Genomic DNA, 24,539 nt, shown 5'->3' on the forward strand with positions numbered 1-24,539 from the left:
TGCTCACTCGTGCCGGGCGGACCGGTCTTCGGTGGTGCGGCGGCCCGTCGCGGCCTGCACCAGCTCGTCGACGAAGGCCACGAAGAGCACCAGCGTGCCGGCCGCCATCGCCAGCTGCGGAATCCACAGCGGCGTGGCATCGTTGCCGGTGCTGATGTCGTTGAACAGGCGCGACTGCCACACCAGCCGCGCGCTGTACCAGGCGAACAGGCCCGCCAGCGCGGCGGCCGCGGCCAGCGCCCACAGCTCCATCGCGCGGCGCGCGCCGCCCTGCAGCCGGCCCAGCAGCAGCGTCACCCGGATGTGCTCGCCCTTCTTGAGCGTGTGCGCCAGCGCCAGGAAGCCTGCCGCGGCCATCAGGTAGCCGGCGTAGGCGTCGGTGCCCGGCACGTGGAAACCCAGCTGGCGGCTGAGGATGGTCAGCAGCACCATCGCCAGCAGGCCCACCATCGACAGCGCCGCCAGCCAGGCCGCGCCGTCGTACAGGGCATCCATTGCGCGGCGCATCGCGGCGAGCCCCGGGGGCTTACTTGCGGAAGGCGTCGAGCAGCGTCTTGCCGTCGGCGCCGGCCCTCTCGACCCACTCCTTCAGCATGGTCTCGCCGACCTTGGCCAAGTCGGCCTTGAGCTGCGGCGAGGGCGGCAGCACCTGCATGCCCTCGGTGCGCAGGCGCGCCAGCGTGTCCACGTTGACTTTGCGGCTGGCGGCCCAGCCGCGCACCTCGGCGTCGGCCGCGGCCTTGAGCACGGCCTGCCGGGTGGCGGCGTCGAGGCCGTCGAACGCAGCCTTGTTGACGAGCACGGCGTTCTTGGGCAGCCAGGCCTCGGTGTCGTAGTAGAACTTCAGGTGCTCGAACAGCTTGCTGTCCACGCCGGTGGCGCCGGAGGTCATCGTGCTCTCGACCACGCCGGTGGCCAGGGCCTGCGTCAGTTCCGCCGCCTGCACCGTGACGGACTGGGCACCCACCAGCTCGGCGATGCGGCTGGTGGCGGGGCTGTAGGCGCGCCACTTCACGCCCTTCAGGTCGGCCGCGCTGTTCAGCGGCTTCTTGGCGTAGATGCCCTGCGGCGGCCAGGCCACCGAGTACAGCACCATCATGCCCTGCTCGCCGAGCTTCTTGTCGAGCAGCGGCTTCTGCGCGCGCCACAGCTTCATGGCCTCGTCGTAGCTGTCGGCCAGGAAGGGCACGCCGTCGGCGCCGAAGATGATCCACTCGTTCTGGTAGGCCGACAGGAGGATCTCGCCCATCTGGGCCTGGCCGCCCTGCACCGCGCGCTTGATCTCGGGCAGCTTGAACAGGCTGGCGTTGGCGTGCACCGTGACCTTGAGCTTGCCGCCGGTGGCCTTGTCGATGTCGTCGGCGAACTGCTGCAGGTTCACGCTGTGGAAGTTGGTGGCCGGGTAGGCAGAGGGCAGGTCCCACTTGACCTGCGCCTGCGCGGCGGCGGCGGCGAACAGGGCGGCAGCGCCCAGTATGGAAGGCAGCGACTTCATCGGGAGGTCCCTTTCCGGAATGAGGACGATGGGGCTCGGGGTTTGCCAGAGGTCCGTTGAAGTCTAGAAAGTTCGTCTATAAAGTGTCAACGTTTCTTCGACGTTCTGGTGAAAACACCGATGCCCTCCAAATCCGCCAAGGGCCCGAGGCGCGCGCCGCGCACGGGCGGCATCGTGTCGAGCTCGCACCTGGTCTCGCCGCGCAGCGTGGAGCTGTCGGAGTTCGAGTTCGGACTCATCGTGGCCTGGAACGCGTTCTCGCGCTGGTGCGTGCGCTGCATGGCGGCCGCCGGCTGCCCCGACCTCACCATCACCGACGTGCTGCTGCTGCACAACCTGTGCCACCGCGTGCGCGGCAAGAAGCTGGCCGACATTGGCTTCATGCTCAACTACGAGGACACCCACGTCGTGGCCTACTCGCTGAAGAAGCTCGTCGGCGCCGGCCTGGCCCAGGCCGAGAAGCTGGGCAAGGAGGTCTTCTACACGCCCACCGTGCAGGGCGAGGCCTTCGTGCAGCAGTACCGCGCCGTGCGCGAGCAGTGCCTGGTGCAGAGCCTGGACACCGAGCTCAATGCCGACATCGGCGAACTCGCGCGCCTGCTGCGCACCATGAGCGGCATGTACGACCAGGCGGCGCGTGCCGCCACCTCCCTGTGAACGCCCTCCCGGCCCCGGTACAGGACAACCCCCGATGACGACACGCTGGCAGTTCTGGATCGACCGCGGCGGCACCTTCACCGACGTCGTCGGCCGCCGCCCCGATGGCTCGCTCGCGACGCTGAAGCTGCTGTCGGAGAACCCCGAGCAGTACCGTGACGCCGCCGTCGAGGGCATGCGCCGGCTCCTGCAGTTGCCCGCGGGCGCTCCGATCACGGCCGAGCAGGTGGCGTGCGTGAAGATGGGCACCACGGTGGCCACCAACGCGCTGCTCGAGCGCAAGGGCGACCGCACCTTGCTCGTCACCACGCGCGGCTTTCGGGACGCGTTGCGCATCGCCTACCAGGCGCGGCCCAAGCTCTTCGAGCGCCACATCCAGCTGCCCGAACTGCTCTACGAGCGTGTGGTCGAGGCCCAGGAGCGCATCGGCGCACACGGCGAGCTGCTTCAACCGCTGGACGAGGCCCACCTGCGCGAGCGCCTGTGGGCGGCGTTCGACGCCGGCATCCGCGCCGTGGCCATCGTCTTCATGCACGGCTATCGGTACACGCAGCACGAAGTGGCTGCGGCGCGCCTCGCACGCGAGATCGGCTACACGCAGGTGAGCGCCAGCCACGAGGTGAGCCCGCTGATGAAGCTGGTGTCGCGCGGCGACACCACGGTGGTCGACGCCTACCTCAGCCCCATCCTGCGCCGCTATGTGGAGCAGGTGGCGGCGCAGATGCCGGGCGTGCGGCTCTTCTTCATGCAAAGCAGCGGCGGCCTCACCGAGGCGCACCGCTTCCAGGGCAAGGACGCCATTCTCAGCGGCCCGGCCGGCGGCATCGTCGGCATGGTGCGCACGGCGCTGGCTGGGGGGCACGACAAGGTCATCGGCTTCGACATGGGCGGCACCAGCACCGATGTCAGCCACTACGCGGGCGAGTTCGAGCGCGCCTTCGAGACCCAGGTGGCCGGCGTGCGCATGCGCGCGCCGATGATGAGCATCCACACCGTGGCCGCCGGCGGCGGCAGCCTGCTCACGTTCGACGGCTCGCGGCTGCGCGTGGGCCCGGAGAGCGCGGGCGCCAACCCGGGGCCGGCCAGCTACCGCCGCGGCGGGCCGCTGGCCACCACCGACGCCAACGTGCTGCTGGGCAAGATCCAGCCGGACTGGTTCCCCAAGGTCTTCGGCCAGGCGGCGAACGAAGCGCTCGACCGTTCCGTCGTGCAGCAGAAGTTCCAGGCCCTGGCCGACGAGGTGGCGCGGGCCACCGGCCGGCCGACGACGCCGGAGCAGTTGGCCGAGGGCTTCTTGCAGATAGCCGTGCAGAACATGGCCAACGCCATCAAGCGCATCAGCGTGGCGCGGGGTTACGACGTCACCCAGTACACGCTGCAGTGCTTTGGCGGCGCCGGGGGCCAGCACGCGGGCCTGGTGGCCGACGCTTTGGGCATGGAGCGGGTGTTCGTGCACCCGCTGGCCGGCGTGCTGAGCGCCTATGGCATGGGTCTGGCCGACCAGATCGCCATGCGCGAGGCCAGCGTGGAGCAGCCGCTTTCGGCCGAGGGCCTGGCCGCGGCCACGGCCACACTGGGCGAGCTGGCCGCCGCCGCGAGGGCCGACGTCGGGGGCCAGGGCGTGGCCGAGGCCGCCATCAGCGTGCACCGCCGCGTGCACCTGCGCTACCAGGGCACCGACACGGCGCTGGTGGTGGAGCTTGCGGATATCGCCACGATGAGCGCCGCCTTCGAGGCCGCCTACCGCCGCCGCTTCGCCTTTCTCATGGACGGGCGGCCACTGGTGATCGAGGCCGTCTCGGTCGAGGCGGTGGGGGTCGGAGAGCGCCACGACGCGGAACTGCGCGCCACCGAGCCCCTGCCCCACCGCCCCGAGCCCGTGGCGCGCGTGCGGCTGCACGCCGGGCAATGGCTGGAGGCGGGCCTGTTCGTGCGCGAGCAACTCGCAGCCGGCGCCACCATCGCCGGCCCGGCCATCATCGCCGAGAAGAACGCCACCACGGTGGTGGAGCCCGGCTGGCAGGCGCAGCTCATGGCCGCCGGCCCCATCGAGCTGCGGCGCGTGGTGCCCCGCGCCACCCAGCACGCCATCGGTACGCAGGCGGACCCGGTGATGCTGGAGGTGTTCAACAACCTCTTCATGAACATCGCCGAGCAGATGGGCCTGCGGCTGCAGAACACGGCCTTCTCGGTGAACATCAAGGAGCGGCTGGACTTCTCCTGTGCCCTGTTTGATGCACAGGGCCAGCTCATCGCCAACGCGCCGCACATGCCGGTGCACCTGGGCTCGATGAGCGAGAGCATCAAGACGGTGATCGAGCGCAACCCGGCCATGCAGCCGGGCGACGTCTACGTGCTCAACGACCCGTATCACGGCGGCACCCACCTGCCCGACGTGACGGTGGTCACACCTGTGTACCTCCAGACCGGCGACACCCAGCCCAGCTTCTACGTGGCCAGCCGCGGCCACCACGCCGACATCGGCGGCGCCACGCCGGGCTCGATGCCGCCGTTCTCCAGGACGATCGTCGAAGAAGGCGTGCTGTTCGACAACTTCCTGCTCGTGCGCGGCGGCCAGCTGCGCGAAGCCGAGTTGCACGCGCAGCTGGCCAGCGGCCCCTGGCCGGCGCGGAACCCGGCGCAGACCGTCGCCGATCTGCGCGCGCAGATCGCCGCCAACGAAAAAGGCGTGCAGGAGCTGCAGGCCATGGTGGCCCAGTTCGGCCGCGACACCGTGGCAGCCTACATGCAGCACGTGCAGGACAACGCCGAGGAGAGCGTGCGGCGCGTCATCACGGCGCTGAAGGACGGCGTCTACACACTGCCGCTGGACAACGGTGCGCAGATCGCCGTGACGCTGAGCGTGCACCACGCCGAACGTGCCGCCACGATCGACTTCACCGGCACCAGTGCGCAACTGCCCAACAACTTCAACGCGCCCAAGTCGGTGACGATGGCGGCGGTGCTCTACGTGTTCCGCACGCTGGTCGACGACGACATCCCGCTCAACGCCGGCTGCCTGAAACCGCTGCGGGTGATCGTGCCGCCGGGCTGCATGCTCAACCCGAACCCACCGGCCGCGGTGGTGGCGGGCAACGTCGAGACGAGCATGTGCGTCACCAACGCCTTGTACGGCGCCCTGGGCGTGATGGCGGCGAGCCAGTGCACGATGAACAACTTCACCTTCGGCAACGAGCGCCACCAGTACTACGAGACGATCAGCGGCGGCTCGGGCGCCGGTGTCGTGCAGGACGCCGCCGGTGGCGTCGTCGGGGGCTTCGACGGCACCAGCGTCGTGCAGACCCACATGACCAACTCGCGTCTCACCGACCCCGAGGTGCTGGAGTTCCGCTTCCCCGTGCGTCTGGAGAGTTACACATTCCGTTCCGGCAGCGGTGGTGCCGGCCGCTGGAAGGGCGGCGACGGCGGCGTGCGCCGCGTGCGCTTCCTGGAGGCCATGACGGCCAGCATCCTGAGCAACGGCCGCACCGTGCCGGCCTTCGGCATGGCCGGCGGCTTGCCCGGCGCCCTGGGCATCAACCGCGTCGAGCGCGCCGACGGCCGCGTCGAGACGCTGGGCCACATCGGCCAGGTCGACATGGCGCCGGGCGACGTGTTCGTGGTGGAGACGCCGGGCGGCGGGGGCTACGGGCTCGCGCCGGGTGGCGGGCCCCGATAGCGGTGCAGTGAGGGCGCCTACACCGCCCCGGCGCGCCGCAGGGTGTCGAGCACCGGCCGGCGCAGCACCTCGCGCAGGCCCCACCAGCCGGCCATCAGCGCCAGCACCGCACCGGCTGCCGAGCCGGCCAGCGGCACCCACCAGGCCGGGTTCCAGCTGAACTCGAAGGCGTAACGCGCCAGCAGCCAGCCCACCACCATGGCCGCGACGCTGGCCAGGAAGCCGGCGAGCGCGCCCACGCCCAGCAGTTCGGCGCGCTGCACCTGCGCCAGCAGCCGGCCGCCCGCGCCCATGGCGCGCATCACCGCGAACTCGCGGGACCGAGCCTCGCGCGTGGCCGTGACGGCCGCGAACAGCACCACCAGCCCTGCCAGCAGCGTGAAGCCGAACAGGAACTCCACTGCGCGGATGACCTGGTCGAGCACCCTCTGAACCTGCGCCACGCTGGCCGAGACGTCGATGGTGGTGATGTTCGGGAAGTCGCGGGCGAGGCGGTTGTCGAAGCTCGGCTGGCCGGCCACGGGCGCGGGCGCACGGAAGGCGCTGATGTAGCTCACCGGCACGCCATCGCCCATCTGCGCCCGCGGAAAGATGACGAAGAAGTTGACGCGCATCGAACCCCAGTCCACCTTGCGCAGGCTGGTGATGCGCCCCTCCACCCCCACCCCGGCCAGGTCGAAGGCCAGGCGGTCGCCGAGCTTGAGGCCCAGCTCCTGTGCCAGGCCCTCCTCCACGCTCAGGCCGTCGGTCTCGTCAGGGGTCCAGCGGCCGGCCACGACCGGGTTCTTGGGCGGCAGCTCGGCCGTGTGGGTGAGGTTGAACTCGCGCTCCACCAGCCGCGCGGCACGCTCGCCGGCAAAGTCGTCCGCCTTCACCGAACGGCCGTTGATGGCCACCAGACGACCGCGGATCATCGGGTACCAGTCGTAGTTGGCCACCCCGGCCTCGGCCAGGCGCTCGCGGAAGGGCTGGGCCTGGTCGGGCTGCAGGTTGATGACAAAGCGGTTGGGCGCGTCGGGCGGCGTGGCCTGGCGCCAGGAGCCGATGAGGTCGGTGCGCAGCAGCACCAGCAGCACCAGCGCCAGCAGGCCCACGCTCAGCGCACTCACCTGCAGCACCGCAAAGGCCGGCCGGGCCGCGATCTGCCGCGTGGCCAAGACCAGCCAGCGCGGGGCGCGCGTCTCGGGCACCGAGCGTTTCAGCAGCGTCACCGCCACCCAGCTGAGCCCGGCGAACAGTGCGATGGCGCCAAGAAATCCGCCCACCGAGATGAGGCCCAGCTGGAGGTCGGACGACACCGCCATCAGCAACGCGACGAAGCCGCCCGTGCCGGCCAGCAGCACGCCCAGCGAGCCGGCCTTGACGCCGCCGACGTCGCGCCGGATCACGCGCAGCGGCGGCACGCGCGCCAGCTGCAGCACCGGCGGCAGGCCGAAGCCCATCAGCAGCGTCATGCCCACGCCCAGGCCGAACAGCGCCGGCCACACCGAAGGCGGCGGCAGCTTCGCATCCACCAGCCCGGCCAGCAGCCAGATGAACACGTTGTGCACGAGCAGGCCGATGAGCACGCCGGCCACGCTGGCCAGCAGCCCCACGAGCCCGAACTCCAGCGTGTAGGCCCCGGCGATGCGCCGCTGGCTCAGCCCGAGCACGCGCAGCATCGCGCAGTCGTCGAGGTGGCGGCTGGCGAAGTCGCGCGCCGCGATGCCCACGGCCACCGCCGAGAGCAGCGCCGCCAGGAGCGCCACGAGGTTGAGGAATTTCTCGGCGCGGCCCAGGGTGCGCTCCATGTCGGGCCGGCCTGCGTCGAGGCTTTCGACGCGCAGGCCGCGCAAAGCGGCGGTCTTGATGCGCTGCTCGGTCCAGGCCACGAACTCGCGCACCGCGGCGTCGCCCTGGGCCATGGGCGCGCCATCGCGTGCAGCCACGGCCAGGCGGTAGCCCACGCGGCTGGCGGCCTGGATCAGGCCGGTGGCCGGCAGGTCGGCCTCGGCGATCATCACCCGCGGCGAGAAGGTGGAAAAACCGGCACCGCGGTCGGGCTCGATGACGATGACCTTGTCGATGCGCAGGGCGACCTCGCCGAGCAGCAGCGTGTCGCCGACCTTCAGGCCCAGCGCGTCGAGCAGGCCGGGGTCGACCCAGGTGTTGCCGGCGGCGGGCGCCGCGGCCACCAGGGTGCTGGCCCCGCCCGGCGCATCGGCCAGTTGCAGCCGGCCGCGCAGCGGGTAGTTGGGGCTGACGGCCTTGACGGCCACCAGCCGGGACTGCCCCCCCTGCGCCTCGGGTGCGCGGGCCATGCTCGGGAAGGCAGCGCTGGTGCTGGTTCGCAGGCCCAGCGCGGCGGCCTTGGCGGCCAGTTCGGGCGGGGCCGGCTTGTCGCTGCCGACCACGGCGTCGCCGCCGAGCAGTTGGCGCGCGTCGCGCTGCAGGCCGTTGCTCAGCCGGTCGGCGAAGAAGCCCACCGCGGTGAGCGCGGCCACGGCCAGCATCACCGCCACGGCCAACAGACGGAGCTCGCCGGCACGGAAATCGCGCAGCGTCTGGCGCCAGGCCAGGCTGCGCAGCGAGGGGAGACGGGACGGCGGCGCGGAAGCAGTCATCTCCCGATGATCCCGCATCGGCCGCCGCGGTGCTGGTGCTGCGCGGAATCGAACCCCGCCGTGAGCGGCTTTGAACGGCGCTCGACGCCGCTTCGGGCCCAATGCGGGCATGGACACCAACACCCTGCCGCCCGTGTTCTTGTCGCACGGCTCACCGATGACGGCGCTGGAGCCGCGCGAGGCCGGACTGTGGTGGCGCGGCCTCGGCGAGCGGCTGGCCGTGGCCGGCACGCGCCCGCGCGCCGTGCTGGTGGCCTCGGCCCACAGCCTGACGCGCGAGCCGGTGCTGCTGGCCGCAGCGCACCACGAGGCCGTGCACGACTTCGGCGGTTTCGACGAGCGCCTGTACGCGATGCGCTACGACGCCCCGGGCGACCCCGGGCTGGCCGAGCGCGCCGCCGCGCTGCTGCGTGGCGCCGGCCTGCCGGTGCACCTGCGGCCGCAGGGCGGGCTCGACCACGGCATCTGGGTGCCGCTGCGCGAGCTCTTCCCCGCCGCCGACGTGCCCGTGCTGCCACTGGCCTGGCCGCCGGGCTGGACGCCGACGCAGCTGTTCGCCCTCGGCCGGGCGCTGGCGCCGCTGGTGGACGAGGGCGTGTGGGTGATGGGCAGCGGCAGCATCACGCACAACCTGCGACGTGTGTTCGAGGGCGGGCTGCGAGGGCGCGAGGGCGCACCGGCCACGCCCGAGAGCACGGCCTTCCGCGACTGGTTCGCCGCACGCGGCGCGGCGGCCGACTGGGCTGCGCTGCTCGATTGGCACCGCCGCGCGCCACACGCCGCGGACATGCACCCGACCGACGAGCACCTGCTGCCCTTCTTCGTCGCCGCAGGCGCGGCCGCGGCCCGCGGGCTCCCGCAGGCCTTGCGGGTGCACCAGAGCCTCACCTTCGGCGAGCTGGGCATGGATGCCTACGCCTTCGGCCCCATGGCGCCAGCGCTGGCCGGCACGGCCTGACGGCGGCTGCGGTCATGTCGTCGTGCCTACCATGCGGTCCATGCACATCCTGATCTGGGTACTCGCCGCACTCGCCCTCGGCTGCTGGACGCTCCTGGCCTGGGCCACCGCCTGGGTGCTGGGGCTGGACCCCGGCGTCATCGGCAACCTGGCTGCCAACATCGGCTCGATGCCCGGCGCCGCCTGGCTGGACCTGTGGATCCCCGGCTGGCAACCGCTGGCCGTGGCCACGCTGGAGATCACGCGCGACGTCTTCGCCGCGCTCGGCAGCATCGGCAGCTGGCTGGTGTGGGCCGCCTGGGGCCTGGGCGCGCTGCTGATCGTGGGCTGCGCAGTCCTGGGCAGCCTGGCGGTGGGCCTGGTGCGCCGCGCCACGCGGCCGGCCACGCCCCTGCCCGGCCGGGCCTGAGGCGCGGCGCGCGGCTCAGAAGGGCGCCGCCGCCACCTCGGCCAGCCGCGCCAGCCATCGCGCCCGGTCGGCGGCCGGCGCGAAGCTGGCTTCGAGGCTGTGGCGGGCCAGCGCCACGGCGTCGTCGCGCGTGAGCGTGGGCAACGCGGCGAAGGTCTCGACGTAGTTCTTCAGCAGATAGCCGCCGAAGTAGGCCGGGTCGTCGCTGTTGATCGTGACCTTCAGGCCGGCGCGCAGCAGTTGCACCAGGTTGTGCTCTGCCAGCGTGCGAAAGACGCACAGCTTGACGTTCGACAGCGGGCACACCGTCAGCGGCAGGCCGCTGGCGGCCAGCCGCTGCATCAGCGCCGGGCTCTCGATGGCCCGCACGCCGTGGTCGATGCGCTCGACCTTCAGCACGTCCAGTGCACTCTCGATGTAGGCCGGCGGGCCTTCCTCGCCGGCATGGGCCACGACGTGCAGGCCGAGCGCGCGGCAGCGCGCGAACACCCGCGCGAACTTCTCCGGCGGGTGGCCCCGCTCGCTGCTGTCCAGGCCGACGCCGATGAAATGCGCGCGGTGCGGCAGCGCCTGCTCCAGCGTCGCGAAGGCCTCCTCCTCGCTCAGGTGGCGCAGGAAGCACAGGATCAGGTCGGCGCTCAGACCGTGGCGCGCGGCCGCCTCGCGGCAGGCCTGTGACAGCCCCTGGATCACGGTCGCCATCGCCACCCCGCGCCCGGTGTGGGTCTGCGGGTCGAAGAACAGCTCGGCACGCACGACGCCGTCGGCCGCGGCGCGCTCGAAGTAGGCCATGGCCATGTCGAAGAAGTCGCGCTCGGTGCGGAGCACCGCGGCACCGGCGTAGTAGATGTCGAGAAAGCTCTGCAGATCGGTGAAGGCGTAGGCCGCGCGCAGGGCTTCGACGCTCGGGTACGGCAGGTCGATGCCGTTGCGGCGGGCCAGGTCGAACATCTGCCCGGGCTCCAGCGAGCCTTCGATGTGGATGTGGAGCTCGGCCTTGGGCAGGGCCCGCAGGAAGGCCTCGGGCACGGCGGTGGCGGCGGTGCGGCTGGACAGCGTCATGGTGGCGGCTCGGTGTGCGAACGGCCACGCACTGTAACCACCGTGGCCGCCAAGTCTCTGGATAAACACTTTTACACGGCCACGGGTGAAGTGGCTGGGAAAACCGGCCGATCTCCGCGACGGGGCCGGGTGCCCCGTGGCCACCGCTGCCTGGCCGATCCCTCCCAGAAGGCTCCGACCATGTCGACCTCGCCGCCCACCGTCCTGCGCCGATCCGGACGCACGCTGCGCGTTCGGCGCCAGCCGCGCCGCGGCTTCACGCTGATCGAGCTGATGGTCGCCGTGGCCATGGTCGCCCTCCTCGTCGGCGTGGCGCTGCCGAGCTACCGCGATTGCCTCATCCGCGGCCACCTGGCCGACGCCTCCAACGGGCTGGCGCTGATGCGCGCGCAAATGGAGCGGCGCTACCAGGACAACCGCAGCTACGCCTCCGTCGGCAGCTTGGTCACGCCCTGCGCCAGCACCGACGCCACGGGCCGGACCTCCAACCACTTCGTCGTCACCTGTTCGGGCACGCCCACGGCGACCGCCTACACCTTGTTGGCCACCGGCAACGGCCCCGTGACCGGCTGCGGCTTCACGGTCAACCAGGTCGACGTGCGCGCCACCACCGCCGCGCCCGCCGGCTGGAACACCTGCAGCACGAAGTGGCTGCTCGAAAAAGCGGCGACATGCTGATGAGCCGTGTCAGTCAGCGGGGGATCAGCCTGATCGAGCGGATGGTCACGTTCGCGCGGCTGGCGCTGCTGCTGGGCCTGGCCGCGCCGTCGTTTTCGGAGTGGCTGCGCAACGCCCACGGCCTTTCGCTGATCGAGGTCCTGGTGGTGCTGGTGCTGCATTCCATCGGCCTGATCGGCATGGTGGGCCTGCGCGGCGGCGACCTGGTGCTGGTCTACCAGGACCGTGCCAACTGCATGGTGCAGGAGCTCGCCCCGGGGTTCTCGGGCGGGGCCGATCAGTTGCTGGCCTTCGGTGGCGTCTGCGCCGACAGCGTCATCGACGGCTTCGGGCTCGTCGACATCGGCGCAGCCGAACCCGCCTGGGTGGTGCCGCTGGGCAGCAGCGTGAACATCGGGGGCTGCTGCAACAACAACTCCGCGCTGATGGCCGGCATCGCCCACGACTCCAACACCCAGGACATCCGCCCGGACGACCCCTCGAAGCCCCAGACCCTGGGCAAGCACCCCATCCAGACCTACTGGCTGGACGTGCTCGAGTACGGCGTCTACAAGAACAACAACCAGTTCTACCTGGCGGCCAAGTACGGCGGCTTCCGCGTGCCCCATGTGTTCGACGCCTACGGCCGCACCACCGACATCCCCGAGGACCTCTGGACCACCACGACCGACCTCACCCCGGGCGGTCAGAAGCGCCCCCTCAACTGCTGCACGGCCGCCCAGCCCGACCAGATGATCGCCGGCCTGACGCGGGCCTTCGAAGACATTGCGGCTGCGCTCAAGGCCCACACCGTGAGCTTCGATCCCACCACGGGCACGCCGAGCCTGACGCTCGAGTGGAACTTCTCCACCCGGCTGGCGGCGCAGATCGCCGAGGACAGCGGCGCCGGCTGGAACACGCGCCGCCACATCGTGACCTGGATCCTCACCACGCCGGCCACGGGCGGTGCCGGCCCGGCGGGCAGCGCCGTGCCGTTGCGGCATGCCAGCCTGAGCACGGCGCAGAAGACGGCGCTGGACACGCTCTACCGCACCGGCGACGACAGTGCGGACTACCTCAACGACCTGCGCGGTGACCGCACGCATGAGGAGAACTCCACCGCCACCGGCAGCGCCAGGATGTACCGCAACCGCAGCAACCCGGTGGGCGACATCGTCGGCTCGCGCGTCCGGCCCGTGGGCCCGCCGGCTGCGGGCGCTGCGCGTCCTCGCCACCCCCCGAGGGGGCTCGACCCGGACCGGGGGACCCGGATCCGGGTCGGGCGGGCCCCCGGGCTGCGGCGCTTCGAGGCCGCAGGGGTCAGGCCACGCCGGCGGCGTGGGCCTGCTGGTCGGCGTGGTAGCTGCTGCGCACCATCGCACCCACCGCGGCGTGGCTGAAGCCCAGGGCGCGGGCCTCGCGCTCGAACATCGCGAAGGTGTCAGGGTGCACGTAGCGGCGCACCGGCAGGTGGTGGCCGCTGGGCGCCAGGTACTGGCCGATGGTGAGCATGTCGATGCCGTGCGCGCGCATGTCGCGCATCACGGCCAGGATCTCCTCGTCGGTCTCGCCCAGGCCCACCATGAGGCCGCTCTTGGTGGGCACGCCGGGCACCTGCTCCTTGAACTTCTTCAGCAGGTTCAGGCTGAAGGCGTAGTCCGAGCCGGGGCGCGCCTCCTTGTACAGGCGCGGCACGGTCTCGAGGTTGTGGTTCATCACGTCGGGCGGCGCGGCGCGCAGGATGCCGAGCGCACGGTCGTCGCGACCGCGGAAGTCGGGCACCAGGATCTCGATGCGCGTGGCCGGCGAGAGCTCGCGCGTCTTCTCGATGCAGGCCACGAAGTGCGCGGCGCCGCCGTCGCGCAGATCATCGCGGTCGACGCTGGTGATGACCACGTAACTCAGCTTCAGCGCGGCGATCGTGCGCGCCAGGTTCAGCGGCTCGTCGGCATCCAGCGGGTCGGGCCGGCCGTGGCCGACGTCGCAGAACGGGCAGCGCCGCGTGCACTTGTCGCCCATGATCATGAAGGTGGCCGTGCCCTTGCCGAAGCACTCGCCGATGTTCGGGCACGAGGCCTCTTCGCACACCGTGTGCAGCTTGTGTTCGCGCAGGATCTTCTTGATGTCGTAGAAGCGCGTGGTGGGGCTGCCGGCCTTGACGCGGATCCACTCGGGCTTCTTCAGCACCTCGCCACTGGGCACGATCTTGATCGGGATGCGCGCCGTCTTGGCTTGCGCCTTCTGCTTGGCGCTGGGGTCGTAGGCGGGCGCGGCGGTGGTGTCGGCGGGGGGCGTGGTCAGGCTCATGGCTTCGGGTTTCCACGGGCTTGCGTGGGGCGCGCCAGTGTAGCGGCCGGCTACGCTCAAGGTGAACCGGCTTCGCCGGGCACCTTGACCCCCTCGGGGGGCGGGCCGGGCGCCGCCCGGCCCTGGGGGCAGTCAGTACGTCGCCCGCCCGCCGGTGATGTCGAACACCGCGCCGGTGGAGAACGAGCAGTCCTCGCTCGACAGCCACGCCACCATCGCCGCGATCTCCTGCACCTCAAGAAGGCGGCCCATCGGGATCTTGCCGAGCATGTAGTCGATGTGCTGCTGCGTCATCTGGGCGAACATGTCGGTGCGGGCCACGGCCGGCGTCACGGCGTTGACCAGCACGCCCCGCGTGGCCAGTTCCTTGCCCAGCGACTTGGTCAGCGCGATCAGGCCCGCCTTGCTCGCGCTGTAGTGCGAGGCGTTGGGGTTGCCCTCCTTGCCCGCCACCGACGCGATGTTGACGATGCGCCCGTAGCCGGCGGCGATCATGGCCGGCACCACATGGCGGCAAGTGAGGTAGGGCGCAACCAGGTTGACCTCGACCACGCGGCGCCAGACGCCGGGGTCGAGTTCCCAGGTCGGCGCGTTGCCGCCGGTGATGCCGGCGTTGTTGACGAGGATGTCGATGCGCCCGTCGGCGGCCCGCGCGTGCGCCGTCGCCGCGGCCACGGCAGCGTCGTCGGTGAGTTCCACGACGTCGGTGCGCACCTCACCCAGCGGCGCCAGCGTGCGCGCGGCCTCGGCCAGCTGCACGGGGTCAATGTCCCACAGGCGCACGGCGGCGCCCGAGCGCAGCAGCCGCCCGGCGATGGCCAGGCCGATGCCGCGGGCACCGCCGGTGATGATGGCCTGCCGGCCCTTCAGGTCGATCTGGTTCATGGGCTACTCCAGGCCGCGCAGCGCCTGCGGGGCACTGCGGCGGCAGTCGTCGATGTACTGGCGGATGATGTCCTCGAACGCGGCCTCGGGCCGCAGGCCGAGCCGGGCGGCCCGCGCCCCCGAGACGGCGCGCGGCCAGTTGGCCACGATGCCGGCGATGCGCTCATCGTGCCGCGGCACGACGCGCTTGCGCACCCGCGGGCCGGCGACCGCCTCGAGCGCGTCGAGCATCTGCTGCACCGTCACGTTCAGCGCCGGCAGGTTCAGCGCCGTGCGGCCGCCGAAGGCCTCGCGGCTGGCCTCGAACACGGCGATCAGGCCCTCGACCGTGCGCTGCGGCGACGACACCGGGTGCGCGACGCCGGGGTCGACCGGCAGCACCGCCTCCTCGCCGGCCAGGGGCTCGCGGACGATGCCGCTGAAGAAGGAACTGGCAGCACCGTTGGGCCGGCCCGGGCGCACGGTGACGGTGACCAGCCGCGCCGCGCGGCCGTCGATGCAGCCCTTGCGCGTGTAGTCGGCGATCAGGTGCTCGCAGATCAGCTTCTGCGTGCCGTAGCTGGTCTGCGGTGCCGGCAGCGTGTCGTCGGCGCAGACCGCCGGCAGCGGCACCGCGGGGTCGGGGCCGAAAACGGCGATCGAGCTGGAGAACACCACCCGCGGCGGCGCGGCACCCGTGGCCGTGCGTGCGCGCAGCGCCTCGAGCAGCGCGCGCGTGCTGTCGAGGTTGGAGCGCATGCCCAGGTCGAAATCGAGCTCGCACTCGCCCGACACCGCCGAGGCCAGGTGGAACACGCCGTCGAAGGCCTGGTGCCGCAGCGCCTCGCACTGCCCGAGCAGCGGCCCCACGAGCGCCTCGACGCGGCCGTCGGCCACGAGCTCATCGGGTGGCGGGGCCTGGTCGGCGAGCACCAGGCGCTCGATCCGACGCCCCGCGAGCGTGCCGCGGGCGAGCAGCGAGCGGGCCAGCCGGGCGCCGACGAAGCCCGCGCCGCCGGTGATGAGGATGTGCATGGGTCTGTCCTGCTGCGCTGGGGTCAGGGCCGGGATGGCCGGGCGTCGGCGCCGCGGCCCGCACGGGCCTTGAGCCGCACGGGCGGCGCCGCCACCGACGGCAGCTGCCGGCGCGAGGCCAGCACCTGCTCGATGTCCTGCTGCGCGCTGTCGATCAGCGTCAGCGCGGCGCGCTCGGCCCGCGCCGGGTTGCGCGCGATCACGGCGTCGAGCACGGCGCGGTGCAGCGGCAGCGACTGCGCCGGTCCGTCGGGCTTGGTGGTCGAAAGCTCGAAGCTGGTGCGCAGCAGCGCGACCAGCGCCTTGCTCATCTGCACCACCATGCGGTTGTGGCAGGCCCGCAGCAGGCCCTGGTGGAACGCGAGGTCGTTCGCGACGTAGTCGCCGCCCCGCTCGATGGCGTCGCGCATGCCGGCATAGGCCTGCTCCAGACCGACCAGGTCATCGGGGGTGGCGCGCTCCGCAGCCAGCCGCACCGCGGCGGGCTCGACCACGCGCCGCAGCTCCTGCAGGTCGCGCAGGAACTCGCGCGTCAGGCCGGCTTTGGACTGCCAGGCGATCACGTCGGGGTCGAACCAGTTCCAGCGCTCCGACGGCAGCACCCGTGTGCCGACCTTGGGCCCCGTGCTGACCATGCCCTTGGCCACCAGCGACTTGATGGCCTCGCGCACGACGGTGCGGCTGACCCCGAGCTCCTCGCCCAGCAGCGGCTCCGGCGGCAGGCTGGCACCCGGAAGATGACGGCCTGCGACGATGGCTTCGCCCAGCCGGTCGAGGCTGATTCCGAGCACGTTCTTGATCGGCGTCATCGCGGCGTTCCGGTGCCTTGCAGCGGCTGGGCGCGGTCCTACAGCGCGGCAGTCATGCCGCCGTCGACGTAGAGCACATGGCCGTTGACGAAGGCGGCGGCGTCGCTGGCGAGGAACACCGCCACCGGCGCCAGCTCCTCGACCCGGCCCCAGCGCCCGATCGGCGCGCGCTTGGCCACCCAGGCGCTGAACTGCTCGTCGGCCACCAGCGGCGCGGTGAGCTCGGTCGCGAAGTAGCCCGGCCCGATGCCGTTGACGGTGATGCCGTGCGGCGCGAGCTCGATGGCCATCGCCTTGGTCAGCATCTTCAGCGCCCCCTTGCTGGCGGTGTAGGCCGCGGTGCCCGGCCGGCCCATCTCGCTCATCACCGAGCAGATGTTGACGATGCGGCCGCGCCGCCGCGCCACCATGCGCCGCGCCACCGCCTGCCCGACGAGGAAGGGACCGTCGACGTTGGTGCTCATCACCGCGTTCCAGTCCTCGACGTTCAGCTCGGTGAAGGGGGCGCGGCGGGTGATGCCGGCGTTGTTGACGAGGATCTCGATCGGGCCCTGCTGCGCCTCGATGGACGCGACGGCGGCCTCGACGGCCGCGGGGTCGGTGGCGTCGAAGGCGCTCTCGTGGACGGTGTGGCCCTCGGCGCGCAGCGCCGTCGCGGCGGCAGCCAGCCGGGCGCGGTCGCGCCCGTTGAGCACCACCGGCGCACCGGCCTGCGCCAGGCCGCGCGCCAGTGCCAGGCCGATGCCGGTGGACGAGCCGGTGACCAGCGCGAGGCGCCCGTCGAGGCGGAAGGTGCGGCTGTCGATCACGCGGCGTGCTCCTGGAGCTGGTCGACGAGGCTCTGCACCAGCGCGTCGGGCGGCTGCCCGATGTCGACGGCGAGCGCGCTCTCGTCGGGGTGGGGCGGTTCCAGCGTCGCGAGCTGGCTGGGCAGCAGCGACGGCGGCATGTAGTGGCCAGCGCGGCCGGCCAGCCGGCGCGCAAGCAGGGTTTCGTCGCCGTGCAGCCAGACCACCCGCAGGTCGGGCGCCGCCAGCCGCAGCCGGTCGCGGTAGGCGCGCTTGAGCGCCGAGCATGCCACCACCGCGCCTTGGGCGTGGGCCGCGGCGTCGTCCAGGCGGGCGGCCACGGCATCGAGCCAGCCGCGGCGGTCGTCGTCGGTCAGCGGGATGCCGGCCGCCATGCGCGCAACGTTGTCGCGCGGGTGCAGCTCATCGCCCTCGACGTAGGGCAGGCCCAGCGCCCGGGCCAGGGCCTGGCCGACGGTGCTCTTGCCGCTGCCGCAGACACCCATCACGAGGATGCGCGCGGGTGCCAAGGGACGTTCCGGCTGCATGTCACCCTGGTCGGCGGCCGGGCCGTCAGCCCAGCCGCTGGCCGCTGCGCGCGTCGAAGACATGGGCCTTCGCGGCGTCCAGGCGCAGGTGGACCACGTCGTCGGGCTGGGCATCGGTCCGGCCGTGAAGCACCAGCGTCAGCTTCTGGCCGCCGATCTCGAGCAGCAGCTCGGTCTCGGCGCCGGTGGGCTCGACCACGACCACCCGGGCCGGCGTGCCCTCGGCAGCGAGTTCGAGGTCGCCCGGCCGCACGCCGTACTGCACGTCACTTCCATCGGCCGCCTGCACGCCGGGCGGCACCGGCCAGCGCGCCCCCAGCGCCTCGATGGCACCGCCCTGCACACGCCCCGCGAAGACGTTCATGGCCGGCGAGCCGATGAACTGCGCGACGAACAGGTTCTGCGGCCGGTCGAACAGCTCCAGCGGCGTGCCGATCTGCTCGATGATCCCGTCGTGCATGACCACGATGCGGTCGGCCATGGTCATGGCCTCGATCTGGTCATGTGTGACGTAGACCGTGGTCGTGCGCAGCCGCTGGTGCAGCGCCTTGATCTCGGAGCGCATCGCCACGCGCAGCTTGGCGTCGAGGTTGGACAGCGGCTCGTCGAACAGAAAGACCTTGGGGTCGCGCACGATGGCGCGGCCCATGGCCACGCGCTGGCGCTGGCCGCCCGAGAGCTCGCGCGGGTAGCGTTCGAGCAGCGGGTCGAGGTTCAGGATGCGCGCCGCCTCGGCCACCCGCTGCCCGATCTGCTCGGCCGGCGCCTTGCGCAGCTTCAGGCTGAAGCCCATGTTCTCGCGCACCGTCATGTGGGGGTACAGCGCGTAGCTCTGGAACACCATCGCGATGTCGCGGTCCTTGCTCTCGAGGTCGTTGACGACCTTGCCGTCGATCAGGATCTCGCCGCCGGTGATCTCCTCCAGCCCCGCCAGCATGCGCAGCAGCGTGCTCTTGCCGCAGCCGCTGGGGCCCACCAGCACGACGAACTCGCCGTCTCTGATGGCGAACTCGATGCCGTGGATGACCTTGACCTTGCCGCCGTAGGTCTTGAACACCTTCCTGAACTCGACCGCTGCCATGGGTGGGGCCTCAGAAGCTGTGAATGAATCCGGCGCGGCCGAGCAGGCCGCCCGGCGAGCCTGGATCTAGGCGCAAAGCGCAGCCATAGCCCGAGTTATGGCGAGCATTTGCAACGACGAGCCGGGCTTGTCGGGCGGGTTGAGCGGGCGTGGCGGACTCGTTCACAGCTTCTCAACTCTTCACGGCGCCGGCCGTCAGGCCGCTGACCATGTAGCGCTTGAACGCGTAGTAGATGGCCGCCGGCGGCAGCGCGTAGATGAAGCCGGTCGCCATGAGGATCTCCCAGGGCGAGTCGTCGGCGTTGAGGAAGTTGCCCAGCGCCACCGCGAGCGGGATCTCGACCTCCTTGGACAACAGCAGGAAGCCGTAGAGATACTCGTTCCACGCCAGCAGCAGAGAGTAGGTGCCCACGGCCACCAGCGACGGCACCATCAGCGGCAGGTAGACCAGGCGGAACAGCTGCAGCGGCGTCGCGCCGTCGATGCGCGCGGCCTCGTCGAGCTCCCAGGGCAGCTTGTCGCTGGCCTGCTTCAGCACCCAGATGCAGTAGGGCGAGGCGATCGTCACCATCGCGAGGATCATCGACCAGCGGTTGTTCAGCAGGCCGTAGACCGCCATGGTCTTGTACATCGGCACCGCCAGGAAGGCCACCGGGATGAAGTAGGTGAAGAGGGCCAGGTTGAGCACCGTGCGCCCGCCGCGCACCTTCAGGCGGCTGATCGCGAACGCGGCGCAGGTGGCCACGAACAGCGTGATCAGGCCGGTGGCCACCGCGATGAGCAGCGAGTTGCCGATCTGCACCCAGAAGTGGTTCAGGTAGAAGTGCTTCTGGTTGAGCACGATGTCGAAGTTCTGCAGCGTGGGATCCTGGGGCCACAGGCGGCCCGAGGTCGCCTTGCCCGGCGGGCTGATCGCAAACAGCAGCAGGTGGTAGACCGGGATCAGCGTCCACAGCAGCACCGGGATGCCCACCAGCAGCAGCTGCGCCTCGCGGCTGACCTTGCGCCAGGACAGCTTCACTTGGACAGCCTCTTCATCATCACGTAGACGAGCGGCAGCACCAGCGGCATGGCCACCACGATGCTGGCCATGGCCAGCTCGAGCTGGTCCAGCCGCAGGTAGCGGATGCCGAGGGTGGCCAGCACGTGGGTCAGATCGGCCGGCCCGCCGCCGGTGAGCAGGTAGACGCTGTTGAAGTCGCCGAGCGTCCAGATCATCGACAGGATCGTCGAGGTGAAGTACAGCGCCGCCATGGACGGCCAGGTGATGTGGCGGAACTTCTGCCAGCGTGTGGCCCCGTCGACGCTGGCCGCCTCGTACTGCTCCGACGGGATGGCCAGGCGCCCGGCGACGAAGATCAGGGTCCAGAACGGCAGGCTCTTCCAGATGTGCATCAACATCGAGAAGCCCAGCGCCATCGTCGGGTCGTTCAGCCAGTTCGGGCCGTCCAGGCCCGTCAGCTTGAAGATGGTGGTGTTGATCACGCCCCACTCGGGGTTGAGCATGAAGCGCACCGACAGGATGGTCGGGATCGACGGCACCGCCCACGGCAGGATGAACACCAGCGCGGTCAGCTTGATCCACCAGCGGCTCTGCACGAAGAAGCCCGACAGGCCGAGTGCGATGACCATCTTCAGGTTCACCGCCACCAGCAGGAACACCACCGTGTTGACCGCCGTGCGGAAGAAGATCGGGTCTTCGAAGAGCTTGACGTAGCTCTGCGGGTTGCGGGCCAGCCACAGGCCGTAGCCCACCGGGTACACCACGAACACCACGAAGATCAGCAGGTACGGGATCACGAGGATCCGGCCCCAGAGCTGCCAGGACGTGGTGGCCTTGCGCGCCGACCCGGGCGGGCGGGCGTCGGCGGTGATGGCGGTGCTCATGTGCGCGGCGGTGGGGCCGCCGCCGATCGCGGGCGCGGATCGGCGGGCGGCGATCGGTCAGCGTCGGCTCAGTTCGAGGCCACCGTCTTGATGCGGGCGATCATCTCGTCGACGGCGCGCTCGGTCGTCCACTTCTCCGACAGCACCCGGTTCATCGCCTTGGCCCACACGTTCTCCATGTTGAGCTGCGTGAAGCGGAAGTTCTTCGTGAACTCGAACGGCCTCGTGCCGGCCTGGAACTGGTTGTGGACGATGAGGCGGTGCGGGTCGCTGGTCCAGAACTTCGAGGCCTGGCCGGCCTTCGTGACCGGGTACCAGCGGCCGAGGGAACCTTCGATGTAGGGCGTCAGGTTCGCGTCTTCGAGCAGGAAGGAGACGAACTTCTTCGCGGCGTCCTTGTTCTTCGCGTCCTTGAACACGACCCCGGTCTTGACCGCAGCGCGGTAGGTGAACTTCGTGCCGTCGGGCTTGGTCGGGAAGCCGGCCGTGGCGATCAGCTCGGTGTAGTTCTTGCGGGCCTGGGCGCGCTGCGCCTCGGTCAGGGCCTGGTTGTTCATGTCATCCAGGTGCTTGGCGGCGATCGAAATCGTCGCGTTGTGCGTCAGGATGATGGTCTTGTTGTGGAAGGCGTTGTTGTTGTCCGGGTCCTTCCAGGCCGTCGACGACGGCGGCGTGCAGCCCTTGGCATACACGGCGGTGTAGTCGTTCATCGCGGCAATCAGGCCGGCGCGCGTCTTGGGATCGTCGACGAGCAGCTTGCCGGTCTCGGTGACGAGCGAGACGTTGTAGCCGTCCATGAAGGTCAGGAACGAGTAGAAGGCGTCGCTGGAGTCCACGCCCATCGGGAAGCCGGTGCCGAAAGTCCGGTTGCCGGACTTCTGGCGGTAGGCGGGCTGGACCTTGTCACACCAGAAGTCCCAGTAGGCCTTCCAGGTGGTCGGGATGTCGCTTTCCTTGAAGCCCGCCTCGGCCAGCATGTCCTTCCAGTACTGGATGTGCATGGTCTGCTGGCGCACCGGGAACGCGTAGTACGCGCGCTTCTGCTCGGCGCCGTTCAAGAGGAAGGTGGTGGACAGCGCGCGCGGCTCGAAGCGGTTGCGGATCGGGTCGATGACGCTGGTGATGTCCTCGAGCTTGCCCTCGAAAGCCCACTTGCCGGTGGCCTGGAAGTCGAACACGTTGCCGAAGGCGACGTCGGGCGGGTTGTTGGCCTCGAGCGCCGCCACGCTCTTGGGGATGATCTCCTGCGTGGCGTAGAAGCTGAGATCGACCTTGATCTTGGTCTTGTCCTCGAACTTCTTGATCATCGCGAACAGCGCGTCGTCCTCGGCCTTGTAGAAGCCTTTTTCCCACCAGACCGTGACCTTCTGCTGCGCCAGGGCCGGGCCGGCGGCGAACGTTGCCGCGCTCATCACCGCCGCGACCGCGGCGCTCAAACACCAATTCCTGCGTTGCATGCGCGTGTCTCCTGTGCTCGTTGGTCTAGCGCCCACCGGATGCGGGTCTGTTTTTATGGTATGACGATTGAACCGCACCCCGGTCCGGACTTACCCTTTTGGGGTTCGCCCGGTCAGGCGGTGGCAGCGGGCCGGCCGAGTCGGCCCAAGGCCTCGGCCGGCACACCCAGGCGCCCGCCGGCCTCGAGGATCTGCCGCCAGGTCTCGGGATCCACCGGGATGCCCTCGCGCAGGCGGCGCTCGCGCAGCGCCCGCTCCGGGTCGCCGGCCAGCTGCACCGGGCCGAAGCCCGCGCGCGCGGGCGAGGCCGTCACCCAGGTGGCGAAATCCAGCGCCTCGGTCTCGAAGCGGTCAGGGTCACCGAGCGCGCGCGGGTCGATCAGCACGCTGAGCATGCCGTTGAGCACCCGCCGCCGCGTGCCCTGCTCGCGGTGGCCGGTCTGGCCGCCCGCCAGCGCGCCGCCCAGCAACTCGCACAGCACGGCCAGGCCGTAGCCCTTGTGCAGGCCGAAGGGCAAGATCGCGCCCGGCGGCTCGGTCACCGACCAGCGCGGGTCGGTCGTCGGCCGCCCCTGGTCGTCGATCAGGCAGCCCTCCGGCACCGGCTCGCCCTTGTTGTGGGCGACGCGCGTCTTGCCCTGCGCGATCATGCTGGTGGCGAAGTCCAGGATCATCGGCGGGCGCCCGCGCAGCGGCACGCCCGCGGTGAACGGGTTGGTGCCGAAGCGCGCATCCGCGCCGCCGTGCGGCGCGACGATGGGCCGGGCGACGACGTTGACGAAGTGGATCGACACCAGGCCCGCCGCCACCGCCTGCTCGGCCCAGGCGCCGATGCGCCCGAGGTGGTGCGCGTTGCCCAGCGCCACGGCGCACACGCCGTGCGCGCGGGCACGCTCGATGCCCATCTCCATGGCCTCGCGGCCGATCACCTGGCCGAAGCCGGCCTGCCCGTCCAGGCGCAGCAAAGCACCGGTGTCGACCTCGACGCGCAGCTTCGCGTTGGGCGTGAGCCCGCCCTCGAGGAAGCCCTCGACATAGCGCGGCACCATGCCCACGCCGTGTGAGTCGTGCCCGGCGAGGTTGGCCTCGACCAGGTTGCGCGCCACCTCGTCGCACTCGGCGGGCGTGCTGCCGAAGCCGGCGATCACCGCCGCCACGGCGGCCCGCAGCGCCGCCGGCTCGAAGACCAGCGTGCCCGCCATCAGCGGCCCGCCGCCCGGCACTCGGGCACCGGGGTGCGCAGCGGCCGGCCGCCGAAGTGGCAGGCCAGGTTGTCGAAGGCCAGGTCGGCCATGGCCTGCCGCGTCTGCGTGGTGGCGCTGCCCACGTGCGGCGCCAGCACCACGTGCGGCAGGGCCCGCAGCCGCTCGGGCACCCGCGGCTCGTCCTCGAACACGTCGAGCGCCGCCCCGCCGATCACGCCGCGCTCGAGCGCGTCGATCAGCGCCGCCTCGTCGACGACCGAGCCGCGCGCCACGTTGACCAGGATGCCCTTCGGGCCCAGCGCCTGCAGCACCGCGGCATCGATGAGGTGCCGCGTGCCGGCGCCGCCGGGCGTGATGACGACCAGGAAGTCGACCTCGGCGGCCAGCGCCGCCGGCGTGGCAAGGTGGCGGTACGGCAGCTCGGGCTTGGCGCTGCGCGCGGTGTAGGCGATCGACATGCCAAAGGCCTGCGCGCGCTGCGCGATCGCCTTGGCGATGCGGCCCATGCCCACCAGGCCGAGCCGGGCCCCGCTCATCTTGCGCGCCAGCGGCATGGGGCCCTCGCGCTCCCAGCGGCCCTCGCGCACCCAGCGGTCCGCCTGCGGCAGCTGCCGCGCGGCGCACAGCATGAGGCCCATCGCGGTGTCCGCGACCTCGTCGTTGAGCACGTCGGGCGTGTGGGTGACCATCACGCCGCGGGCCAGCGCGGCCGGCAGGTCGACGCCGTCGTAGCCCACGCCCATCACCGAGATGATCTCCAGCGCCGGCAGCCGCGCGATCAGCTCGCCCGGCACCGCCGAATCGCCGCTGGCAGCCACCGCACGCACCGTGGGCGCCAGACGCTCGAACGCCGCCGGGTCGAGCTGGTGCAGGCGGTCGAGCAGCGTGAAGCTCGCGGCCAGCGATGCGGTGTACAGCGGCGGCAGCCTGGCCGCGGCCAGCACGGCGATGTCGGACGGGGCGTCGCTCAAGGCAGCTTCTCCTGGGGATTCCACGGGTGGGCGTTCAATCGTCATACCATAGTATTTCCCGGGCGCG

General features: G+C 71.2%; 22 protein-coding genes. 6 read left to right on the top strand and 16 right to left on the bottom strand.

Going from position 1 to position 24,539, the window contains the following annotated elements; all coding sequences use genetic code 11:
• Positions 1 to 3 precede the first annotated feature (3 nt).
• Positions 4 to 507 (bottom strand): TRAP transporter small permease, encoded by a 504-nt coding sequence (locus KA711_00735; protein ID MCM0607511.1) that lies wholly within the window; start codon positions 505 to 507, stop codon positions 4 to 6.
• 19 nt (positions 508 to 526) lie between these two features.
• A complete protein-coding gene (locus KA711_00740; GenBank protein MCM0607512.1) occupies positions 527 to 1,495 on the bottom strand; it encodes a TRAP transporter substrate-binding protein in 969 nt (322 codons plus the stop codon).
• Positions 1,496 to 1,615: 120 nt separating this feature from the next.
• Here KA711_00740 and KA711_00745 point away from each other — a divergent pair, with 120 nt between their 5' ends.
• On the top strand, positions 1,616 to 2,152 hold the full coding sequence (locus KA711_00745; GenBank protein ID MCM0607513.1) for a winged helix DNA-binding protein: 537 nt from the start codon (positions 1,616 to 1,618) through the stop codon (positions 2,150 to 2,152).
• Positions 2,153 to 2,186: 34 nt separating this feature from the next.
• Positions 2,187 to 5,831 carry a hydantoinase B/oxoprolinase family protein gene (locus tag KA711_00750; protein ID MCM0607514.1) on the top strand — a complete coding sequence of 1,215 codons (3,645 nt, stop codon included), beginning with the start codon at positions 2,187 to 2,189 and terminating at the stop codon, positions 5,829 to 5,831.
• Between the two features lie 17 nt (positions 5,832 to 5,848).
• Here KA711_00750 and KA711_00755 read toward each other — a convergent pair whose 3' ends face one another.
• Complete coding sequence (locus tag KA711_00755; GenBank protein ID MCM0607515.1) at positions 5,849 to 8,434, bottom strand: FtsX-like permease family protein; 2,586 nt, start codon at positions 8,432 to 8,434, stop codon at positions 5,849 to 5,851.
• Positions 8,435 to 8,543: 109 nt separating this feature from the next.
• Here KA711_00755 and KA711_00760 point away from each other — a divergent pair, with 109 nt between their 5' ends.
• Positions 8,544 to 9,392 carry a dioxygenase gene (locus KA711_00760; GenBank protein ID MCM0607516.1) on the top strand — a complete coding sequence of 283 codons (849 nt, stop codon included), beginning with the start codon at positions 8,544 to 8,546 and terminating at the stop codon, positions 9,390 to 9,392.
• 40 nt (positions 9,393 to 9,432) lie between these two features.
• Positions 9,433 to 9,801 carry a hypothetical protein gene (locus tag KA711_00765; GenBank protein MCM0607517.1) on the top strand — a complete coding sequence of 123 codons (369 nt, stop codon included), beginning with the start codon at positions 9,433 to 9,435 and terminating at the stop codon, positions 9,799 to 9,801.
• A 15-nt stretch (positions 9,802 to 9,816) separates the two neighbouring features.
• Here KA711_00765 and KA711_00770 read toward each other — a convergent pair whose 3' ends face one another.
• On the bottom strand, positions 9,817 to 10,863 hold the full coding sequence (locus tag KA711_00770) for an adenosine deaminase (GenBank protein ID MCM0607518.1): 1,047 nt from the start codon (positions 10,861 to 10,863) through the stop codon (positions 9,817 to 9,819).
• A gap of 180 nt (positions 10,864 to 11,043) precedes the next feature.
• On the opposite strand from KA711_00770, the gene KA711_00775 reads away from it, so the two are divergent.
• Together KA711_00775 and KA711_00780 are read left to right on the top strand one after the other, a co-directional pair.
• Entirely contained in the window at positions 11,044 to 11,541 is a 498-nt protein-coding gene (locus tag KA711_00775; GenBank protein ID MCM0607519.1) for a prepilin-type N-terminal cleavage/methylation domain-containing protein, read from the top strand.
• Positions 11,541 to 12,920, top strand: coding sequence for a hypothetical protein (locus tag KA711_00780; protein ID MCM0607520.1), 1,380 nt, complete (start codon positions 11,541 to 11,543; stop codon positions 12,918 to 12,920). Before KA711_00775 ends, KA711_00780 begins: the two co-directional genes overlap by 1 nt.
• On the opposite strand, the gene lipA is transcribed toward KA711_00780, so the two are convergent.
• The 12 genes from lipA to KA711_00840 form a co-directional block, all read right to left on the bottom strand.
• On the bottom strand, positions 12,841 to 13,827 hold the full coding sequence (gene lipA / locus KA711_00785; protein MCM0607521.1) for a lipoyl synthase: 987 nt from the start codon (positions 13,825 to 13,827) through the stop codon (positions 12,841 to 12,843). The genes KA711_00780 and lipA overlap by 80 nt on opposite strands.
• 132 nt (positions 13,828 to 13,959) lie before the next feature.
• Positions 13,960 to 14,712 carry an SDR family oxidoreductase gene (locus tag KA711_00790; GenBank protein MCM0607522.1) on the bottom strand — a complete coding sequence of 251 codons (753 nt, stop codon included), beginning with the start codon at positions 14,710 to 14,712 and terminating at the stop codon, positions 13,960 to 13,962.
• 3 nt (positions 14,713 to 14,715) lie between these two features.
• Positions 14,716 to 15,726, bottom strand: a complete 1,011-nt coding sequence (locus tag KA711_00795; protein ID MCM0607523.1) for an NAD-dependent epimerase/dehydratase family protein — start codon at positions 15,724 to 15,726, stop codon at positions 14,716 to 14,718.
• A 23-nt stretch (positions 15,727 to 15,749) separates the two neighbouring features.
• Positions 15,750 to 16,535 (bottom strand): FadR family transcriptional regulator, encoded by a 786-nt coding sequence (locus KA711_00800; protein MCM0607524.1) that lies wholly within the window; start codon positions 16,533 to 16,535, stop codon positions 15,750 to 15,752.
• A gap of 38 nt (positions 16,536 to 16,573) precedes the next feature.
• The gene (fabG, locus tag KA711_00805) at positions 16,574 to 17,344 is read right to left on the bottom strand and encodes a 3-oxoacyl-ACP reductase FabG (GenBank protein ID MCM0607525.1); all 771 of its coding nucleotides are present in this window, start codon (positions 17,342 to 17,344) and stop codon (positions 16,574 to 16,576) included.
• Positions 17,341 to 17,829, bottom strand: a complete 489-nt coding sequence (locus KA711_00810; protein MCM0607526.1) for a gluconokinase — start codon at positions 17,827 to 17,829, stop codon at positions 17,341 to 17,343. Before KA711_00810 ends, fabG begins: the two co-directional genes overlap by 4 nt.
• A gap of 67 nt (positions 17,830 to 17,896) precedes the next feature.
• On the bottom strand, positions 17,897 to 18,952 hold the full coding sequence (ugpC, locus tag KA711_00815; protein MCM0607527.1) for a sn-glycerol-3-phosphate ABC transporter ATP-binding protein UgpC: 1,056 nt from the start codon (positions 18,950 to 18,952) through the stop codon (positions 17,897 to 17,899).
• Positions 18,953 to 19,124: 172 nt separating this feature from the next.
• A complete protein-coding gene (locus tag KA711_00820; protein ID MCM0607528.1) occupies positions 19,125 to 19,967 on the bottom strand; it encodes a carbohydrate ABC transporter permease in 843 nt (280 codons plus the stop codon).
• A 2-nt stretch (positions 19,968 to 19,969) separates the two neighbouring features.
• On the bottom strand, positions 19,970 to 20,839 hold the full coding sequence (locus tag KA711_00825) for a sugar ABC transporter permease (GenBank protein MCM0607529.1): 870 nt from the start codon (positions 20,837 to 20,839) through the stop codon (positions 19,970 to 19,972).
• Between the two features lie 68 nt (positions 20,840 to 20,907).
• Positions 20,908 to 22,251: a carbohydrate ABC transporter substrate-binding protein gene (locus KA711_00830; GenBank protein ID MCM0607530.1), complete on the bottom strand. Its 1,344-nt coding sequence runs from the start codon at positions 22,249 to 22,251 to the stop codon at positions 20,908 to 20,910.
• Between the two features lie 158 nt (positions 22,252 to 22,409).
• The gene (locus KA711_00835) at positions 22,410 to 23,498 is read right to left on the bottom strand and encodes a malate/lactate/ureidoglycolate dehydrogenase (GenBank protein ID MCM0607531.1); all 1,089 of its coding nucleotides are present in this window, start codon (positions 23,496 to 23,498) and stop codon (positions 22,410 to 22,412) included.
• Positions 23,498 to 24,517 (bottom strand): 2-hydroxyacid dehydrogenase, encoded by a 1,020-nt coding sequence (locus tag KA711_00840; GenBank protein MCM0607532.1) that lies wholly within the window; start codon positions 24,515 to 24,517, stop codon positions 23,498 to 23,500. Before KA711_00840 ends, KA711_00835 begins: the two co-directional genes overlap by 1 nt.
• Between the last annotated feature and the right edge of the window lie 22 nt (positions 24,518 to 24,539).

The organism is Ideonella sp. WA131b (assembly GCA_023657425.1).
Lineage (GTDB): Bacteria > Pseudomonadota > Gammaproteobacteria > Burkholderiales > Burkholderiaceae_C > Rubrivivax.

What these genes read in the sequence shown, in the direction of transcription:
- KA711_00735 (MCM0607511.1), bottom strand. Translation starts at nt 507, where the DNA reads ATGCGCCGCGCAATGGATGCCCTGTACGACGGCGCGGCCTGGCTGGCG.
- KA711_00740 (MCM0607512.1), bottom strand. Translation starts at nt 1,495, where the DNA reads ATGAAGTCGCTGCCTTCCATACTGGGCGCTGCCGCCCTGTTCGCCGCC.
- KA711_00745 (MCM0607513.1), top strand. Translation starts at nt 1,616, where the DNA reads ATGCCCTCCAAATCCGCCAAGGGCCCGAGGCGCGCGCCGCGCACGGGC.
- KA711_00750 (MCM0607514.1), top strand. Translation starts at nt 2,187, where the DNA reads ATGACGACACGCTGGCAGTTCTGGATCGACCGCGGCGGCACCTTCACC.
- KA711_00755 (MCM0607515.1), bottom strand. Translation starts at nt 8,434, where the DNA reads ATGACTGCTTCCGCGCCGCCGTCCCGTCTCCCCTCGCTGCGCAGCCTG.
- KA711_00760 (MCM0607516.1), top strand. Translation starts at nt 8,544, where the DNA reads ATGGACACCAACACCCTGCCGCCCGTGTTCTTGTCGCACGGCTCACCG.
- KA711_00765 (MCM0607517.1), top strand. Translation starts at nt 9,433, where the DNA reads ATGCACATCCTGATCTGGGTACTCGCCGCACTCGCCCTCGGCTGCTGG.
- KA711_00770 (MCM0607518.1), bottom strand. Translation starts at nt 10,863, where the DNA reads ATGACGCTGTCCAGCCGCACCGCCGCCACCGCCGTGCCCGAGGCCTTC.
- KA711_00775 (MCM0607519.1), top strand. Translation starts at nt 11,044, where the DNA reads ATGTCGACCTCGCCGCCCACCGTCCTGCGCCGATCCGGACGCACGCTG.
- KA711_00780 (MCM0607520.1), top strand. Translation starts at nt 11,541, where the DNA reads ATGAGCCGTGTCAGTCAGCGGGGGATCAGCCTGATCGAGCGGATGGTC.
- lipA (MCM0607521.1), bottom strand. Translation starts at nt 13,827, where the DNA reads ATGAGCCTGACCACGCCCCCCGCCGACACCACCGCCGCGCCCGCCTAC.
- KA711_00790 (MCM0607522.1), bottom strand. Translation starts at nt 14,712, where the DNA reads ATGAACCAGATCGACCTGAAGGGCCGGCAGGCCATCATCACCGGCGGT.
- KA711_00795 (MCM0607523.1), bottom strand. Translation starts at nt 15,726, where the DNA reads ATGCACATCCTCATCACCGGCGGCGCGGGCTTCGTCGGCGCCCGGCTG.
- KA711_00800 (MCM0607524.1), bottom strand. Translation starts at nt 16,535, where the DNA reads ATGACGCCGATCAAGAACGTGCTCGGAATCAGCCTCGACCGGCTGGGC.
- KA711_00810 (MCM0607526.1), bottom strand. Translation starts at nt 17,829, where the DNA reads ATGGGTGTCTGCGGCAGCGGCAAGAGCACCGTCGGCCAGGCCCTGGCC.
- ugpC (MCM0607527.1), bottom strand. Translation starts at nt 18,952, where the DNA reads ATGGCAGCGGTCGAGTTCAGGAAGGTGTTCAAGACCTACGGCGGCAAG.
- KA711_00825 (MCM0607529.1), bottom strand. Translation starts at nt 20,839, where the DNA reads ATGAGCACCGCCATCACCGCCGACGCCCGCCCGCCCGGGTCGGCGCGC.
- KA711_00830 (MCM0607530.1), bottom strand. Translation starts at nt 22,251, where the DNA reads ATGAGCGCGGCAACGTTCGCCGCCGGCCCGGCCCTGGCGCAGCAGAAG.
- KA711_00835 (MCM0607531.1), bottom strand. Translation starts at nt 23,498, where the DNA reads ATGGCGGGCACGCTGGTCTTCGAGCCGGCGGCGCTGCGGGCCGCCGTG.
- KA711_00840 (MCM0607532.1), bottom strand. Translation starts at nt 24,517, where the DNA reads ATGACGATTGAACGCCCACCCGTGGAATCCCCAGGAGAAGCTGCCTTG.